Below are 17,454 nucleotides of genomic sequence, written 5' to 3' on the forward strand. Positions count from 1 at the left end.
GTCCGCCCGGCCCCGGCCACCCTCCGTCAGGCACTCTGGTCACGGCTCTCCGCCAACCCGGCCGGTGCGGTCTTGCGGCTGACGAACCGCGTGATGCGCTCGGCCGTGCGGAAGCTGTCCAGGTCGAGGTCCTCCACCTCCACCGCGATGGAGAAACGTTCCTCCACGAAGGTCACCAGCTCCAGCGCGAAGAGCGAGTCCGCGAGCCCCAGTTCGAAGTAGTCGTCGTCCGGAGCGACCGGCCGCCGGAGCGCCGCGGTCAGGAATTCCGTGATCTCCTCGGTGATGCTGTTCACGCCACACCCTCCTGTGGTCCTATCTCGACGAGCAGCAGGCTCCAGGCAGCCACCGGGCTCACACTGATCAGCACGACGCGGTCCCCCGTGGCGAGTTCCTTGCGCTCCAGGGCTGTGTAGAGGTTCAAGAAGACGTCGTTGGGGCCGAGGTGGCCGTAGACCCGGAGGTTCTCCCGGCAGACGGGCAGGATGCCGATGTCCAGGGCCTCCTCGGTGAAGGCCAGGCTGCCCGCCGACAAGTTGTGGCTGACGTAGCCGCGCACGTCCTCCCGGCGCAGTCCGTTGCGCCACAGCAGCCCGTCCAGCAGCGCCGACATCCTGTTGCGCGTCTCCACCGCGAGCCGGAAGGAGTAGGCGGTGACATCCGCGCACTCCTCGCGCCACTGCGCGGTGGGCCGGTCCCGGTACTTCACATGGAAGAGGTCCCAGTACCGGCCGTTGGTCTGCTGCGCGATGTCGAGGATCCGGACCGGACCGCGACGGGAGAGCAGCAGCGCCTGCCCGCTGTCGCCGTTCACCGTCACCGGGTGCCGGTATCGCGTGGCGGCGGCCGGTTTGCTGCCGTGGACGACCAGGATGTTGTCCATGTCCGGGTCCGCCGCCAGCAGCCCCCGGGCCGTCAGCAGCGCGGGGGTGACGGACACACAGCCCAGGCCGCCCACCGTGAAGGTCGTCGCCGCCTCGGCCCCGAGCAGGTGCTGCAACCGCGTCGACTCGGAGCTGAGGAAGGTCTCCGGCGCCCGCGACTCCACCATGATCAGGGCGCCCAGGTCCCGGGCGTCCACCCCGGCCCGGTCGAGCGCCTGCCGGGCGGCCCGCTCACAGAGGTCCACCGCGCCGATCCGGTCATCGGCCCGCACGGTGTCGATGCCCAGGCCCTCGCGGGTGCGCCGCTCGGTCTCGTCGCGCGCCGCCAAGCCGGCGACCGGCACCACCCGCTCCGGCAGATACGACGCTGCGCTGCGTACGGCGATGGACACGCGGTCGCTCCGCGCGACGTGATCGGTCACGAACTCTCCCTCAGGCTTCGTCGAGTTGCGTACGCGGCGGTCACCGGCCGATCGGGCGCATACCGGCGCCCGGCGAAAAACGGCACTTCCATCTACAGGACAACGATTCGGGTCACGCCCGTCGGCGCATGAGCGACGGGCCGGGAAAAGAGTCCGACACCATGCGAATTCCCCCTCCGGCACATTGCACGGACATGGGAAAGGAAACTCCCGTCGACCGCCCGCTCGACCGGCTTCCCCCCGTGCCGCGGATCACTATATGGACAGCTCACAGCCGAAGATCAAGCAGCGGCAACGTGATCCACATCACCGCCGGTCCGGGGATATGGAACCCGATACTCCCCGTGGGCGGCCATGCGACGGGACGCCCGGAATCCGGCACCGCCTTTTCGGCTCGCACTTTACGTTCATCAGCGGAAATGCGGGATCCGGAAGTATGAAATCCGGGGAAAGGGACGACCGGAGCGACCTTGCCCCCACAGGGCGTGGTTACCCTCGGTCAGTCCCCGCGGCAGCGCCCACGAAACGATCATGACTGGCCCGCAGCTCGCCACGAGCAGTTGAACAGGACGCGCCCCTCGGCCTTCGCGTGCGGACGACGGACGGAGATATTCGCCGACCGAGCGGCCATGAGCCTCGGGAAGGAGACCTCACACCCTTTGCGAACCCTTGACGTGCGGCAGGGCATTCAGGCCCCGCCGCAGCATTCCGGGAGGGAACGAACACCGACCGACGACAAAAAGTGACGGCGGCGGTCAATGACGCCCGGTCACGAACCAGCGCGCAGGCAATTCGATGCGCCTGCCGTCCGCGTGGAACTCCTCCATCGCCAGATCGATGTCGCCCTCGGCGAACAGCTCCAGTCCCGCCGCCCGCAGCAGCTCCCGCACCTCGTCGTCGGCGGCCTCCGCGGGCCGTAGCCCGTGGGCGAACACCCGCTGGAGTTTGCGCGTCGGCCCGCCCGGCTGCCGCGCCACCTCCTGGAGGACCTCCTTGGCGCGCCCCCGCAGCTCGACCACGAAGCCGCGCCCCCGGGTGCCGACCAGCTCGGCCACCGCCTCCGCCACGGCCGCCCGGTCCTGCGGGTCGCTCTGGTGGATCACGGCGCGCATATAGACGTTGCAGTCCCCGAGCCGCCCGTGGAGGGCGCGGACGTCCGCTGTGTCCACCAGGTCGAGCTGCTCGAACTCGGCGCCCCGGCCCCCGGCGGCCCCGCTCGAGCGCCGTGCGTGCTCCACCGCGGCCCGCGAGAGGTCCACACCGAGCGCGCGGGGGAAGCGGGTCGCCAGGAAGCGGGTCTGGGTGCCGTTGCCGCAGCCGAGGTCGACGATCGGCAGTGCGGGGTCCAGGTACGGTTCGAGCAGCGCCAGATGAGGCACGGCCGTCAGAGCGGGGTCCGCGTCCCAGATCGCCTCACCCGGGACGCCGGAGGTCTCCTCCCAGAAGCCTTCCCAGGCCTTGCTGTACCGGTCCGACACGCTCATGGGTGCTCCAGATGCCGAGGGCGACGACTCGTCACGATCTTGACTACCGCCGTCGCCGGGCCCCGGGCAAGGCCGCCCCGCCCACGTTCACCCGGCCGGGGTCCGCCGTGGCGGGCGCAGCAGCGACTGCTCGCACCAGACCGTCTTGCCCCGCCCCGAGTGGCTCGCGCCCCACGCCCGCGCGAGGCCGCCCACCACCCGCAGGCCCCGGCCGAACTCGTCGCCGGCGCCCGCGCTCAGCAGCGTGGGCAGCGTGTGGTCGTCGTCGGTGACCTCGCAGAGCAGTACGTCGGTCCGTACCAGCCGGAGCCCGATCCGGTCCGTGCGGGCGTGCCGTACGGCGTTGCCGACGATCTCGCCGACGAGGGTCTCGGCGGTGTCGACGGCTTCCCGCAGCCCCCACGTGGTCAGCCGGTCCCGGACGAGCCGCCGGGCCCGGGCCGCCTCGCGCGGGTCCGCCTCCAGCTCCCACTCGGCGACGTGCTCGGGCGGGATGCCGTTGAGCCGGGCCATCAGCAGAGCCACGTCGTCCTTGCGCCCGTCGCCCGTGTTGAGGGCGCGGATGATGGTGTCGCAGGCGTCGTCCATGGAGGCCGCCGGGTGGGCGGCGGACTCGCACAGGGCCGCGAGGCCGGTGCCGATGTCCTGGCCGCGCACCTCCACCAGGCCGTCCGTGCACAGCACGAGCCGGTCGCCGGGCGCCACCCGTACCGTCGCCGCCTCGAACGGCACTCCGCCCACGCCTATGGGGGCGCCCGTGGGCAGGTCCAGCAGCACGCTGCGGCCGTCCTCGGCCCGTACCAGGACGGGTGGGATGTGGCCGGCGTTGGCGATGGTCAGCTCCGAGCGGATGGGGTCGTAGACGGCGTAGAGGCAGGTGGCGAGGTAGTGCTCGCCGAGGCGTTGCGCGATGTCGTCCAGGTTGCGCAGGAGCTGCTCGGGCGGCAGGTCGAGGGCGGCCATGGTCTGGACGGCGGTGCGCAACTGCCCCATCATAGCGGCCGAGTTGAGCCCGTGGCCCATGACGTCGCCGACGACGAGGGCGGTGCGGGAGCCGGGCAGTTTGACGCTGTCGAACCAGTCGCCGCCGACCCGGCCGAGGCGGGTGCCCGGCAGATAGCGGGTGGCGGTGTCGCAGCCGGCCATGCGCGGGTCGAGCCGCGGCAGCATGCTGTCCTGGAGGGTGTCGGCGACGTTCTCCTGGTAGGTGTACATGCGGGCGTTGTCGAGGACGAGCCCGGCGCGGGCGGCGAGTTCGGCGCCGGTCGCGCGGTCCATGTCGTCGAAGGGCTCGCGCCCGCCGCGGCGCATCAGGACCATGAAGCCGAGCACCACGTCGCGGGCCTTGAGGGGCACGATGAGCATGGACCGGCCGTTGATCAGCGGGCGCAGGTCCCGCTTCTCGAACTGACCGGAGATGCGGTTGCCCATGTCCTCGCTGACGCGGGGGATCAGCACCGGCTCGCCGCTGACCATGCACCGGAAGAACGGGGTGTGCTCGGGGAAGGCGATGGCCTCGCCGACCGGCACCGTGTCGTCCCAGCGGCCGGGCTCGTCGTTGTGCTCGACCCAGACGCGGTGCCAGATGGTGGTGACGTCGGGCGGGCCGTCGGGGAAGCCTTCCCCCGCCAGCACGGCGGCGCGCAGGTGGGTACCGGCGAAGTCGGTGAAGCGCGGCACGGCGGCGCTGGTGACCTCACGGATCGTGCGTTCCAGGTCGAGGGAGGTGCCGATGCGGCCGCTGACCTCGTTGAGGAACTCCAGCCGCTCGCGCACGGCCGCGTATTCGAGGTCCTCGAAGCCGTCGGCCTCGTCGGCTCCGTCCGCCCCGTCGAGGTCGTCGCTCGCCCCGGCCGGGTCCATGCCCGCCCGCGGGTCCGGGATCCGGCCGTCCGCCGCCGCCGATAACGCGCGCCGGCGCCGGGCGCGCCGCTCCACGTACTTGGGTGTGCCCCAGTCGGGTGTCAGGGGGACCCGCTCGGACCGGATCGTCTCCAGGGCGGGGTAGCCCAGTTCGAGCATTTGGTCGACGATGCGGCCGCTCGTCGTGGGGCCCATGTTGGGCAGGATGTCCGGCAGTCGGTCGACGAGGGCGTCCGCGCCGGGGAAGTCGGTGTGCGGGGCGAAGCAGGGGGCCACCCGGTCCTCCTCGCCGCCGGGCAGTCGTGCGGCGTCCGCGGCGAGTACCAGGAGCCGCTCGGGCCCGGGTCCGGCCAGGGGGTACGCCCACCACAGCACGTCGAGCGGGCCGCGCTCGGGGTCGGCGAGGCGGGCCCGCCCGGCCCTCGGGTAGCCGGGGGCCGCGTCCGCGCCCGCCGACGGGGCCTCGTCCCAGTCGAGGGTGTCGTACGCGGCGTAGCCCTGGAAGCCGTCGGCGCCGGGCAGGGCGCCGTGCACGGGCAGCAGGTCGGTGGCGGGGCTGCCGACGGCCTCCTCACGGGTGTGTCCGAACAGCCTGCGGGCGCCGGTGCTCCAGTGGGTCACCGACCCCGCGGAGTCCACGACGACGACCGCGAGCGGCAGCCGCCCGAGGACGGCTTCCCGCTGTGCGAGGGCGGGCTCTGACGTGCCACGGTCCATGAGCGGTTGCTCCTTCGTACGCGTACGCAAGATCTGCGCCACCACTACCACGGTAGGCCCCGGGCGGGTCCGGGTGCGGTCCATTGCCGGAATCCGCCGTGCGCCGGGGCGAGTTCGCGCCCCCGCGCGCGGACCGAGCGCCCCGGCGGGCGCCCGGCCTGCGGCCGACGGGCTAGTCGGCGTAGCCGAGTTGCAGGTCGCGCTCGGTCCGCCCGCCACCGGCGATCTGGAGGACGGTGGCGACGGGCGGGTAGCCGGTGGCGACGACCGTGTACTCGCCCGCGGAGAGGTCGACGAAGCGGAATGCCCCGTCCGCGCCGGTGGTGGCGGTGTCCACCACATTGCCCCCGGCATCGAGGAGGGTCACCCGGGCGTCCTCGACGGGCCGCCCGGCCCCGGCCCGTACGGTCCCGCGCAGCACCGCGCCGCCCGCGAGTTCGATGTCCTGCCGGGTCTCGCGGGCGGACTGGACGGTGACCGGCAGCGCGGCGGGGCGGAAGGCCGGGGCGCTGGCGGCGAGGGTGTACTCGCCCGAGACCAACTCGCTGATGACGTAGCCGCCTTCGCGCCCGGTGCGGGTGGAGGCGACGACCTCGCCGTGCACGTTGGTCAGGGTGACCATGGCCTCGCGGACGGGGGTGCCGTCGCCGGTGCGCACGGTGCCGGCCAGCCGCCCGGCTCCGCCGAGGACGACGTCGAGCTCGACCGGCCGTTCGCCGACGGTGACCGTGACGGCCTGCGGCTGGTGGCCGCCGGCGGCGGCGATGAGGACGTAGGCGCCGGTGCCGGGGGTGCTCAGCGCGTACCGCCCGTCCTCGCCCGTCGCGCCGCGGCCGATCTGGCGGCCCTGGACGTCGATGAGGGTGAGGGCGGCGCGGGGCACCGTCGTGCCGTCGGGGTGCTGGACGGTCCCGGTGACGGGGATGCCCGCGGTGAGCGGCACTTCGCCGCCCGGGGGCAGGGCGGCAGCTCGGGGGGACGGGACGACGGGGGCCTCGGGGGCGTTGTGGGACACCAGTGGTTTCTCTTTCAGCAGGAAGGCGAGCAGGAAGCCCACGATGAGGACCGGCACGAGGTAGAGGAAGACCCGCGGCATGGCCTCGGCGTAGGCCCGGACGTAGCCGTCGCGCAGGACGGCCGGCAGGGCGTGCACCAGCTGCGGGGTGAGGGAGTCGGACGGCGGCAGGGCGGCGTCGCGGGGTAGTTCGTCCGCGAGGCGGTCGGCGAGCCGGCGGGCGAAGAGGGTGCCGAAGACGGCGGCGCCGACGGAACCGCCGATCTGCATGAAGTAGTTGTTGGCGCTGGTGGCCGCGCCGAGGTCGGCGGGGTGCGCGGAGTTCTGCACGGCGAGGACGAGGACCGGCAGGACGAGGCCGATGCCGAGGCCGAGGACGCCCATCCAGAGGCTGTAGGCCGGTCGGCCGGTGCCGGCGTCGAGGTGGGAGAGCAGATACATGCCCGCGGCACTGAGGGCGCAACCGAGGACGGGGAAGGGTTTGTAGCGTCCCGTGCGGCTGACGAGGTGGCTCGCCACCAGCGAGGCGAGGACGATGCCGCCCATCAGCGGCAGCATCAGCAGTCCGGACGCGGTGGCGCCGACGCCGTCGGCCATCTGGAGAAACGTCGGCAGGTAGCTGGCGGCGCCCACGAGGGCGGCGCCGACGACCGCGCCGAGGAGCGCGCTGACGGTGAAGACCCGGTCCCGGAAGAGATGCAATGGGATAATCGGTTCTGCTACATAGTGCTCGACCACGACGAAGAGCAGCGCGGTGCCCAGCGCGCCCGCCCCGAGGCCGAGGACGACGCGGGACGTCCACGCGTATTCGGTGCCGCCCCAGGTGGTCAGCAGCACCAGACAGGTCGAGGACGTCAGGAGCAGCAGTGCCCCGAGGGCGTCGAACCGTGCCCGGCGCGACGGCCGGGGCAGCTTGAGCGCGAACGCCACGACCACGAGCGTGAGCAGCCCGAAGGGAACGTTGCCGTAGAAGCACCAGCGCCAGGAGGCGTGATCGGTGAGGTAGCCGCCGAGCAGCGGTCCGGCGACGGCGGCGATTCCGTAGGCGGCGCTGATGACGCCCATGAAGCGGCCGCGCTCGCGGGGCGGGACGATGTCGGCGATGATCGCCTGGGCCCCGATCATCAACCCGCCGCCGCCGATCCCCTGGAGCGCGCGGAAGGCGATGAGCTGCTCCATCGTGCGGGAGGCGCCGGCGAGCGCGGAGCCGACGACGAAGACGACGATCGCGAAGAGGAAGACGCTCTTGCGCCCGAGGAGATCGCCGAGCTTGCCGTAGAGGGGCAGGACGACCGTGAAGGCCAGCAGATAGGACGTCACGGCCCAGGACATGCTGCCGAGGCCGTGCAGTTCGCCGACGATCTTCGGCAGGGCGGTGGCCACGATGGTCTGGTCGAGCGCCGCGAGCAGCAGCGTGAGCATCAGACCGGTGAAGACGAGGCGGACCCTCCGCTGGCCGGGGCGTGGTTCGGAGGCGGGCGGCGCGGGCTCGGCGGCGGGCAGGGCGAGCGGTTCCTCGCTCTTCACCACGATGGTCTCGAAGGTGGTCACGCCCACGTACCTCTCCCCTCGTCGCGCCTGCGTCGCCGCCCATTTCTCGCATTACGCGACAACGGCGAGCAAGCGCGACGATTGGCCGGAGAGGGCCCGAGAGGGGTGCCTGTGCGGCTTTCGTGCCGGTCGGAGGCGTACGGCACGTTGAGGCGCCGCTATGAAAACCACTCGAATCGGTGAGCCCGAACCGGGCGGGGTCCGGTCATTTCCGCAGACCGCCCGCCTCCGGGCACCCCCTTGCGCCTACTTCTTGACCTCGTCCGCGAGCTTGTCGAGGACGGCGTCGTAGATGCGGCCGAGCCCCTTGGGCGCGAAGGCCCGCTCGAAGAAGCCGCCGATGCCGCCCGCGCCCTGCCAGACCGTGCTGACCACGACGTTGGCCTTGCCCTCGCCGGCCGGGGTGACGGTCCAGGTGGTGACCATGGAGGAGTTGAGGTCCTTCTCGACCAGCTGTCCGGTGGTCGGCTCGGTGACCTCCAGCAGGCAGTCGCGCACGCGCTTGCTGGTGGCCTGGAGCTTCCAGTGCACCTGCGTGCCCTCGCCGTCGCCGCCCTTGCGCACCTCGTACTCGCTGAAGTGCTCGGGCAGCAGCTTGGCGCGGGTACCGCTGTAGTCCGCCAGCGCGTCGAACACCTCCTCCGGGTCCGCCGCGATGATCCGCTCCGTGGTGGCCTCGACCTGGCCCATGGCTTGTCCTCCCGGACGTCGTGCTTGGCATACCTGCCTGTGCGGCAAAGCCAACCATCATCGCCACACCCGCCCAAATCCGGGGCGGCCCGTCGATGGCGAACGTATGTGCCGCTCTCGCACGGGCTCGTTTTGCCGCCTGCGGCGGCGGGCGCCCTGCGGGCGCGTCCTCAATCGCCGGACGGACTCGAATCAAGCCCGTCCGGCGATTGAGGACACCGCCGCGCAGCGGAGGTGCACCCTAGCCCTCACCCCCGCGGAGGCGGGCCAGCGCCTCGTCGGCCGCGGGCCGCAGCCGATCGTGGGCCCGGGCGGCGAGGAGCGCGCGCGTGGCGCGGCCGTCGCCGAGGACGCCGAGCCCTTCGACGCAGGCCCTGGCCACCGGCCAGCAGTGGTCCGGGGCGGCCAGCAACCGCTCCAGGGTGGACAGCAGGGCGGGCACGGACTCGGGGGCGCGCAGCTCGGTGAGCAGCCGGACGGGGTGCAGGGCGTAGGCGGTGCGCAGCGGATTGGTGGCGAGGGCGGCGGCGGCCCGGGCGGTTCGGGGGTCGCGGAGCCGGCCGAGGGCGTGGGCGGCGGTCGCACAGCGCACGGGCTCGCGGTAGTTGAGGAGGAGGACGAGGGTCTCGAACGCGCGGCGGTCGCCCCGGACACCGAGGGTGAAGGCGGCGATCTCACGGGCCCACAGCGGCTGTTCGGTGGCCACCAGGATGTCGGCGAGCCGGTCGGCGCGCTCGGCGGCCGGCGGGCCGGGGACCGGGGCGCCGTCGACGGCGAGTTCGAGCAGCCGCTCGTAGGCCGAGAATTCGGCCGGGGAGACCAGTTCGGCCCGTACCCGCCTCAGCAGTGCGCGGAATTCCTCTTCCATGTACCGCTCTCCTCCCCGAGTGGCCCAGACCACATGGTAAGTGGCGCGCACGCCCTCTGGCGCTCATGGTTACCGGTGAGTTAATCTCCCGGACAAGAGCAGCACACCTGCTCGGCGGCCTGGTGACGCAGCCGCCGCAGCGGCTTCAGCACTCTTGTTCAGCACTCTCGATGGCGGTTCGTCGGTTCGGCGCTTCGAGTACGGCACGGCCCCGGGACAGGGCCGGCCGGTCGCACAACTCCCTTTCCGTGGGCGTTCCTTACCCGTGCCCGGAAAATCCTCAGTCGCCGCAGCCCGGCCAGGGGCCCCTCCTTCGACATCCCCCTGCGCACGGGAACACATCCTGGAGTCTCGCGATGGACCGTACGTCCAGCCCTGAGCCGTCCCCTCTGTCCCCCTCCTCCCCCCTGCCCGCGCCCGGGCTGGGGACCGTCGCCGTGATCGGCCTCGGCACCATGGGCACCGGCATCGCCGAGGTGCTGGTGCTGGCCGGCCGCGAGGTCGTCGGCATCGACATCCGCGAAGCCGCCGCCGCGCAGGCCACGGCCGCCCTCGACGCCGCCACCGCCCGCGCGGTGCGACGCGAGCGGATCACCGAGACGGAGCGGCGGGCCGCGCTGGCCCGCTTCCGCACCTCCCGCGAACTGACGGCCGCCGCCGACGCCGATCTGGTGATCGAGGTCGTGCCGGAGGACTACGCCCTCAAGCACGACGTCTTCACCGCGCTCGACGCGATCGTGCGGCCCGACACCATCCTGGCGACGGGCACCAACGCCCTGTCGGTGACCCGCCTCGCCGCCGACTCCGCCCGCCCCGAGCGCGTGCTCGGGCTGCACTTCTTCAACCCGGCGCCGGCGATGAAGCTGGTCGAGATCGTCTCCTCGGTGCTCACCGCGCCGGCCGCCGTCACCGCCGTCACCGATCTCGCCCGCGAGCTGGGCAAGGAGCCGGTCGCGGTCGGCGACCGGCCCGGATTCGTGGCCGACGGGCTGCTGTTCGGCTATCTCAACCAGGCGGCCGCGATGTACGAGGCGCGGTACGCCACCCGCGAGGACATCGACGCGGCGATGAAGCTGGGCTGCGGCCTGCCGATGGGGCCGCTCGCACTGCTGGACCTGATCGGCATCGACACCGCCCGCACCGTCCTGGAGGCGATGTACACCGCCTCCCGCGACCGGCTGCACGCCCCCGCGCCGATCCTCGGCCAGCTCGCCGAGGCGGGGCTGACCGGCCGCAAGTCGGGCCGCGGCTTCTACACGTACGAGACGCCCGGCTCGGCCACCGTCGTCACGGACGCACAGACCCCGGGCACCCGGCACGAGGCGGCGGGCGCGCAGGTGGTGACGTCGGTCGGCGTCGCCGGTTCCGGGACGATGGCGAGCGGCATCGCCGAGGTCTTCGCCAAGGCCGGGTACCAGGTGGTGCTCGCGGCGCGCTCGCCGGAGAAGGCCGAGGCGGCGAAGGCCCGGGTCGCGAAGTCCCTCGCCCGCTCGGTGGACAAGGGCCGGCTGACGGCACAGGCCCGGGACGCGGCGCTCGCGGCGATCACCCCGGCGGGCTCGCTCGACGCGTTCGCGGAGGTCGATCTGGCGGTCGAGGCGGTCGCCGAGGACCTGGCGGTCAAGCAGCAGCTCTTCGCCACGCTCGACAAGGTCTGCAAGCCGGGCGCGGTGCTGGCCACGACCACCTCGTCCCTGCCCGTCATCGCCTGCGCCCGCGCCACCTCGCGCCCGCAGGACGTCGTCGGCATGCACTTCTTCAACCCGGCACCGGCGATGAAGCTGGTCGAGGTGGTCCGTACGGTGCTGACCTCCGACGAGGCGCACGCCACCGTCCGCGCGGTGTGCGCGGCGGTCCGCAAGCACCCGGTGGACTGCGGCGACCGGGCCGGGTTCATCGTCAACGCGCTGTTGTTCCCCTACCTCAACAACGCGATCAAGATGGTGCAGGAGCACTACGCGACGCTGGACGACATCGACGCGGCGATGAAGCTCGGCGGCGGCTATCCGATGGGGCCCTTCGAACTGCTCGACGTCGTGGGCCTCGATGTCTCCCTGGCCATCGAGAAGGTGCTGCACCGCGAGTTCCGCGACCCGGGGCTCGCGCCCGCGCCGCTGTTGGAGCACCTGGTGGCGGCGGGCTGCCTGGGACGCAAGACGGGCCGCGGCTTCCGTGAGTACGCCCGGCGCTGATCCGGCCGTGCCCGATCAGGGGGTGGGGTGGGGCGGACTGCTCGAACCGGTCGGCAGTCCGCCCCGGCACAGCCATACGGACGCGTGTTACGTTCCCCACATGTCCCAGCCCGTAAAGCCCGCTAGACCGTCGCGCCCTACCAAGAAGGAGTCCGCGGAAGGCTCCGGGAGCACCGGCACCCGCCGTGCCGCCGCCCAGCGGCTCACCATGCGCCGCAAACTCGCGGCGGCCGCCATGGAGTTGTTCGCGACGAAGGGCTACGAGGCGACGACCGTCGACGAGATCGCGGCCGCGGCCGGTGTCGCCCGCCGCACCTTCTTCCGCCACTTCCGTTCCAAGGAAGAGGCCATCTTCCCCGACCACGACGACACGCTCGTCCGGGCCGCCGGGGTGCTGGACGCCGCTCCGCCGCAGGAGAACCCGCTGGACACCGTCTGCCGGGGCATCAAGGAGGTCATGCGGATGTACGCGGCCTCCCCCGCGGTCTCCGTCGAGCGCTACCGCCTGACGCGCGAGGTGCCCGCCCTGCGGGAGCGCGAGATCGCCTCGGTGGCCCGCTACGAGCGGCTGTTCACCCGGTACCTTCTCGGCCATTTCGACGAGAGCGCCCACCACGTGGGCGACGACGATCCGCTGCTCGCCGAGGTCGCCGCCTCGGCCGTGGTCACCGCGCACAACCACGTGCTGCGGCGCTGGCTGCGCGGTGGCGGGGAGGGCGATGTGGAGGCCCAGCTCGATCACGCCTTCGCCATCGTGCGGGACACCTTCGGCTCGGGCATCGGCGCAGGTCGCACCACCTCGGCCGGCACCCCGGCGAGCGGGCCGGCCGCCACGGCGCGGACCGCGGGCGCCGAGGGCGAGGTGCTGGTCACGGTGGCCCGTACGGACGCCCCGCTCGACGAGGTCATGCGCGCGATCGAGAAGGCGCTCAAGAAGAACTGACCGCGCGTTCCCGCACATCCACCCGGATACCCACAGCGCATATTTCCTACGGAACCACCACAAAGGCCGTCCTTCGGGGCGGCCTTTGTCGGTTGTCATGTTGCTCATACGTGCCCTGCGGATGACATCTGAGAGAAATTGTTGGCACCCAGTGTCTTGTCCAGTGGCACGCGGTGCCATACCTTGTGGGTGTCCGGGCGGCCGGCGCGTCTGACACAACCGTCGCGCGTCGGCTGTCCCCACAAGCACCTTGTGCGCCCGGACGCCTGCGTCACAGGCTCCCCAGTCACCGCTGGGCGATACCGCAAGCGCTCACCCGCGCAGCCGAGCACCACCCGCCGAACCGACGGCACCGCCTCTGCACCACCCCCGACGTTCCCTCAAGCCGTTCCCACAACGCGCTTCGCCGGAGGCCACACCGTGAACCACATCCTGGACGCGATTCTCGCGTCGACTGCGCCCGACAGCGGCTCCGCCGCGGTTTCGGCCGAAGACTTCGCCGCCCTGCCCCTCCCCGAGTCCTACCGCGCGGTGACCGTGCACAAGGACGAGGCCGAGATGTTCGCCGGCCTCTCCACGCGGGAGAAGGATCCCCGCAAGTCCCTGCACGTGGAGGAGGTGCCGGTGCCCGAACTGGGCCCCGGCGAGGCCCTGGTGGCCGTCATGGCCAGCTCGGTGAACTACAACTCCGTCTGGACCTCGATCTTCGAGCCCGTCTCGACCTTCGCCTTCCTCGAGCGCTACGGGAAGCTGTCCCCGCTCGCCAAGCGGCACGATCTGCCGTACCACGTCATCGGCTCCGACCTGGCGGGCGTGGTGCTGCGCACCGGCCCCGGCGTCAACGCCTGGCGGCCCGGGGACGAGGTCGTCGCGCACTGTCTGTCCGTCGAGCTGGAGTCCGCCGACGGGCACAACGACACGATGCTCGACCCCGAGCAGCGCATCTGGGGCTTCGAGACCAACTTCGGCGGCCTGGCCGAGATCGCGCTCGTGAAGTCCAACCAGCTGATGCCGAAGCCCCGCCACCTCAGCTGGGAGGAGGCCGCGGCCCCCGGGCTGGTCAACTCCACCGCGTACCGGCAGCTCGTCTCCCGTAACGGCGCCGGGATGAAGCAGGGCGACAACGTCCTGATCTGGGGCGCGAGCGGTGGACTCGGCAGCTACGCCACGCAGTTCGCGCTGGCCGGCGGGGCCAATCCGATCTGTGTGGTCTCCAGCCCGGAGAAGGCCGAGATCTGCCGGCGGATGGGCGCCGAGGCGGTCATCGACCGCAACGCCGAGGGCTACCGGTTCTGGAAGGACGAGCACCACCAGGACCAGCGCGAGTGGAAGCGCTTCGGCAAGCGCATCCGCGAGCTGACCGGCGGCGAGGACGTCGACATCGTCTTCGAGCACCCGGGCCGCGAGACCTTCGGCGCGTCGGTGTACGTCACCCGCAAGGGCGGCACGATCGTCACCTGCGCCTCGACGTCGGGCTACAACCACGAGTACGACAACCGCTATCTGTGGATGTCGCTGAAGAAGATCGTGGGCTCGCACTTCGCCAACTACCGCGAGGCGTGGGAGGCCAACCGCCTCATCGCCAAGGGGAAGATCCACCCCACCCTCTCCAAGACCTACACCCTGGCGGAGACCGGGCAGGCCGCGTACGACGTGCACCGCAACCTCCACCAGGGCAAGGTCGGCGTGCTCGCGCTGGCCCCCGAGGAGGGGATGGGCGTGCGCGACCCGGAGATGCGTGAGCAGCACATCGAAGCCATCAACCGCTTCAGGAATGTTTGACCCCCCGCACATCCGAATCCGCGCCGTCTGATCATCGAAAGCCGAAGACCACATGACTGAGCGTCAGAAGGATCGTCCGTGGCTGATGCGGACCTACGCCGGGCATTCCACGGCCGAGGCGTCCAATCAGCTCTACCGACGCAACCTCGCCAAGGGCCAGACCGGCCTCTCGGTCGCGTTCGACCTCCCGACGCAGACCGGTTACGACCCCGACCACATCCTCGCCCGCGGCGAGGTCGGGCGGGTCGGGGTGCCGGTCTCCCACCTCGGGGACATGCGGCGGCTGTTCCAGGACATCCCGCTGGAACAGATGAACACCTCCATGACCATCAACGCCACGGCCATGTGGCTGCTGGCGATGTATCAGGTGGTCGCGGAGGAGCAGGGCGCCGACATCACCCAGCTGTCCGGGACGACCCAGAACGACATCGTCAAGGAGTACCTCTCGCGCGGGACGCACGTCTTCCCGCCGGGTCCGAGCCTCCGGCTGACGACGGACATGATCACCTACACGGTGAACAACATCCCCAAGTGGAACCCGATCAACATCTGCAGCTACCACCTCCAGGAGGCGGGGGCCACACCGGTCCAGGAGATCTCGTACGCGATGTCCACGGCGATCGCCGTGCTCGACGCGGTGTTCGCCTCCGGCCAGGTGCCCGAGGAGCGCAAGGGCGATGTCGTCGCCCGGATCTCCTTCTTCGTCAACGCCGGGGTCCGGTTCGTCGAGGAGATGTGCAAGATGCGCGCCTTCGGCCGCATCTGGGACCAGGTCACCCGGGAGCGGTACGGCATCGAGAACCCCAAGCAGCGCCGCTTCCGCTACGGCGTCCAGGTCAACTCCCTCGGGCTGACCGAGGCGCAGCCGGAGAACAACGTCCAGCGCATCGTCCTGGAGATGCTGGCCGTCACCCTCTCCAAGGACGCCCGCGCCCGGGCCGTGCAGCTGCCCGCCTGGAACGAGGCGCTGGGGCTGCCGCGCCCCTGGGACCAGCAGTGGTCCCTGCGCATCCAGCAGGTCCTCGCGCACGAGAGCGACCTGCTGGAGTACGAGGACATCTTCGCCGGGTCGCACGTCATCGAGGCCAAGGTCGCGGCGCTGGTCACCGAGTGCCTGGCGGAGATGGCGCGGATCGAGGAGATGGGCGGCGCGATGGCGGCCGTCGAGTCCGGCTATCTGAAGTCCCGGCTGGTCTCCTCGCACGCCGAGCGGCGGGCCCGGATCGAGGCCGGCGAGGAGAAGATCGTCGGCGTCAACTGCTACGAGTCCACCGAGCCCAACCCGCTCACCGCCGACCTCGACGCCGCGATCATGACGGTCGACCCGGCGAACGAGGCGCGCGTGGTGGCGGCTCTGCACTCCTGGCGCGACAACCGCGACGAGGGCCGGGCCCAGGAGTCGCTGTCGGCGCTGAAGAAGGCGGCGGCGGGCTCGGAGAACCTGATGGCGGCCACGCTGGAGTGCGTGCGCGCCGGCGTGACGACCGGGGAGTGGTCCTGGGCCCTGCGGGACGTCTTCGGCGAGTTCCGGGCTCCCACGGGCGTCAGCAGCGCCCCGGTGGCGGTCACCGCCGAGGCGGGCACCCCGCTCGCCGTGGTCCGCGAGAAGGTCGCCCGGACCGCCGACGAGCTGGGCAGCGGCAAGCTGCGCCTGCTGGTGGGCAAGCCGGGCCTGGACGGGCACTCCAACGGCGCCGAGCAGATCGCCGTACGGGCCCGCGACGCCGGCTTCGAGGTGGTCTACCAGGGCATCCGGCTCACCCCGGAGCAGATCGTCTCGGCGGCCGTCGCCGAGGACGTGCACTGCGTCGGCCTGTCGATCCTCTCCGGCTCGCACGCCGAGCTGGTACCGGACGTACTGACCCGGCTGCGGGCCACCGGTGCCGACGACATGCCCGTGATCGTCGGTGGCATCATCCCCTCGGCCGACGCCACCGCCCTGCGGGCGGCCGGTGTCGCGGCCGTCTTCACACCCAAGGACTTCGGAATCACGGAGATCATCGGCCGTATCGTCGACGAGATCCGGAAAGCGAACAAGCTCGACCCTCTGGAGGTCTCCGCATGACTGGTATTGCCGCCGGCCCCGTCAACCGCCTGCGTCCGCGCCGCTCCTGCCTCGCCGTCCCCGGCAGTAACCCGCGCTTCCTGGAGAAGGCCCAGGGCCTCCCCGCCGACCAGGTCTTCCTGGACCTGGAGGACGCCTGCGCACCGCTGGCCAAGGAGGGCGCACGGCACACGATCGTCGACGCGCTGAACAACGGCGACTGGACGGGCAAGACCAGGGTCGTCCGGGTCAACGACTGGACCACGCACTGGACGTACCGGGACGTCATCACCGTCGTCGAGGGGGCCGGGCCGAACCTCGACTGCATCATGCTGCCGAAGGTGCAGGACGCCCAGCAGATCGTCTCCCTCGACCTGCTGCTGACGCAGATCGAGAAGACCATGGGCTTCGAGGTCGGCCGCATCGGCATCGAGGCGCAGATCGAGAACGCCAAGGGCCTGGTGAACGTCGACGACATCGCCGCCGCCTCGCCGCGCCTGGAGACCATCGTCTTCGGCCCGGCCGACTTCATGGCCTCCATCAACATGAAGTCCCTGGTCGTCGGCGAGCAGCCGCCCGGCTACTCCGCGGACGCCTACCACTACATCCTCATGCGGATCCTGATGGCGGCCCGCGCCAACGACCTCCAGGCGATCGACGGCCCGTACCTGCAGATCCGCAACGAGGACGGCTACCGCGAGGTCGCCGGGCGCGCGGCGGCGCTGGGCTTCGACGGCAAGTGGGTGCTGCACCCGGGCCAGGTCGAGCTGGCCAACGAGGTCTTCTCCCCCTCGCAGGAGGACTACGACCACGCCGAGCTGATCCTCGACGCGTACGACTACTGCACGTCCGAGGCCGGCGGCAAGAAGGGCTCGGCGATGCTCGGCGACGAGATGATCGACGAGGCCAGCCGGAAGATGGCGCTCGTCGTCGCGGGCAAGGGCCGCGCGGCCGGTATGACCCGTCACTCCAAGTTCGAGATCCCGGAGGCGTGAGCAC

The 17,454-nt window shown here is 71.5% G+C and carries 12 protein-coding genes; 5 read left to right on the forward strand and 7 right to left on the reverse strand.

Annotated elements, in window-relative coordinates; genetic code table 11:
• Positions 1 to 26: 26 nt before the first annotated feature.
• From FHS38_RS21880 to FHS38_RS21910, 7 genes are all read right to left on the reverse strand, one after another.
• On the reverse strand, positions 27 to 296 hold the full coding sequence (locus FHS38_RS21880) for an acyl carrier protein (protein ID WP_184735928.1): 270 nt from the start codon (positions 294 to 296) through the stop codon (positions 27 to 29).
• On the reverse strand, positions 293 to 1,231 hold the full coding sequence (locus tag FHS38_RS21885; protein WP_184736149.1) for a ketoacyl-ACP synthase III family protein: 939 nt from the start codon (positions 1,229 to 1,231) through the stop codon (positions 293 to 295). Before FHS38_RS21885 ends, FHS38_RS21880 begins: the two co-directional genes overlap by 4 nt.
• An 830-nt stretch (positions 1,232 to 2,061) precedes the next feature.
• On the reverse strand, positions 2,062 to 2,790 hold the full coding sequence (locus FHS38_RS21890; RefSeq protein WP_184735930.1) for a class I SAM-dependent methyltransferase: 729 nt from the start codon (positions 2,788 to 2,790) through the stop codon (positions 2,062 to 2,064).
• Between the two features lie 87 nt (positions 2,791 to 2,877).
• Entirely contained in the window at positions 2,878 to 5,370 is a 2,493-nt protein-coding gene (locus tag FHS38_RS21895; RefSeq protein ID WP_184735931.1) for an ATP-binding SpoIIE family protein phosphatase, read from the reverse strand.
• A 172-nt stretch (positions 5,371 to 5,542) separates the two neighbouring features.
• The gene (locus FHS38_RS21900) at positions 5,543 to 7,936 is read right to left on the reverse strand and encodes an MFS transporter (protein ID WP_184735933.1); all 2,394 of its coding nucleotides are present in this window, start codon (positions 7,934 to 7,936) and stop codon (positions 5,543 to 5,545) included.
• A gap of 246 nt (positions 7,937 to 8,182) precedes the next feature.
• Complete coding sequence (locus tag FHS38_RS21905; RefSeq protein WP_184735935.1) at positions 8,183 to 8,626, reverse strand: SRPBCC family protein; 444 nt, start codon at positions 8,624 to 8,626, stop codon at positions 8,183 to 8,185.
• 241 nt (positions 8,627 to 8,867) lie between these two features.
• Positions 8,868 to 9,494: a HEAT repeat domain-containing protein gene (locus FHS38_RS21910; protein ID WP_184735937.1), complete on the reverse strand. Its 627-nt coding sequence runs from the start codon at positions 9,492 to 9,494 to the stop codon at positions 8,868 to 8,870.
• A 356-nt stretch (positions 9,495 to 9,850) separates the two neighbouring features.
• Here FHS38_RS21910 and FHS38_RS21915 point away from each other — a divergent pair, with 356 nt between their 5' ends.
• The 5 genes from FHS38_RS21915 to FHS38_RS21935 all read left to right on the forward strand — a co-directional run bounded on the left by FHS38_RS21915 (position 9,851) and on the right by FHS38_RS21935 (position 17,450).
• Complete coding sequence (locus FHS38_RS21915; RefSeq protein WP_184735939.1) at positions 9,851 to 11,686, forward strand: 3-hydroxyacyl-CoA dehydrogenase family protein; 1,836 nt, start codon at positions 9,851 to 9,853, stop codon at positions 11,684 to 11,686.
• A 100-nt stretch (positions 11,687 to 11,786) separates the two neighbouring features.
• Entirely contained in the window at positions 11,787 to 12,629 is an 843-nt protein-coding gene (locus FHS38_RS21920; protein ID WP_184735940.1) for a TetR family transcriptional regulator, read from the forward strand.
• A 420-nt stretch (positions 12,630 to 13,049) separates the two neighbouring features.
• Positions 13,050 to 14,411, forward strand: a complete 1,362-nt coding sequence (ccrA, locus tag FHS38_RS21925) for a crotonyl-CoA carboxylase/reductase (RefSeq protein WP_373301827.1) — start codon at positions 13,050 to 13,052, stop codon at positions 14,409 to 14,411.
• 52 nt (positions 14,412 to 14,463) lie between these two features.
• Entirely contained in the window at positions 14,464 to 16,476 is a 2,013-nt protein-coding gene (locus FHS38_RS21930; RefSeq protein ID WP_184735942.1) for an ethylmalonyl-CoA mutase, read from the forward strand.
• The gene (locus tag FHS38_RS21935) at positions 16,473 to 17,450 is read left to right on the forward strand and encodes an HpcH/HpaI aldolase/citrate lyase family protein (RefSeq protein WP_130881504.1); all 978 of its coding nucleotides are present in this window, start codon (positions 16,473 to 16,475) and stop codon (positions 17,448 to 17,450) included. Before FHS38_RS21930 ends, FHS38_RS21935 begins: the two co-directional genes overlap by 4 nt.
• Positions 17,451 to 17,454 lie beyond the last annotated feature (4 nt).

The sequence above is a fragment of the Streptomyces netropsis genome (assembly GCF_014203545.1).
In the GTDB taxonomy this organism is placed as follows: domain Bacteria; phylum Actinomycetota; class Actinomycetes; order Streptomycetales; family Streptomycetaceae; genus Streptomyces; species Streptomyces netropsis.

Coding starts and splice junctions, on each gene's coding strand:
- FHS38_RS21890 (WP_184735930.1), bottom strand. CDS start 2,790: ATGAGCGTGTCGGACCGGTACAGCAAGGCCTGGGAAGGCTTCTGGGAG.
- FHS38_RS21895 (WP_184735931.1), bottom strand. CDS start 5,370: ATGGACCGTGGCACGTCAGAGCCCGCCCTCGCACAGCGGGAAGCCGTC.
- FHS38_RS21905 (WP_184735935.1), bottom strand. CDS start 8,626: ATGGGCCAGGTCGAGGCCACCACGGAGCGGATCATCGCGGCGGACCCG.
- FHS38_RS21910 (WP_184735937.1), bottom strand. CDS start 9,494: ATGGAAGAGGAATTCCGCGCACTGCTGAGGCGGGTACGGGCCGAACTG.
- FHS38_RS21915 (WP_184735939.1), top strand. CDS start 9,851: ATGGACCGTACGTCCAGCCCTGAGCCGTCCCCTCTGTCCCCCTCCTCC.
- FHS38_RS21920 (WP_184735940.1), top strand. CDS start 11,787: ATGTCCCAGCCCGTAAAGCCCGCTAGACCGTCGCGCCCTACCAAGAAG.
- FHS38_RS21930 (WP_184735942.1), top strand. CDS start 14,464: ATGACTGAGCGTCAGAAGGATCGTCCGTGGCTGATGCGGACCTACGCC.
- FHS38_RS21935 (WP_130881504.1), top strand. CDS start 16,473: ATGACTGGTATTGCCGCCGGCCCCGTCAACCGCCTGCGTCCGCGCCGC.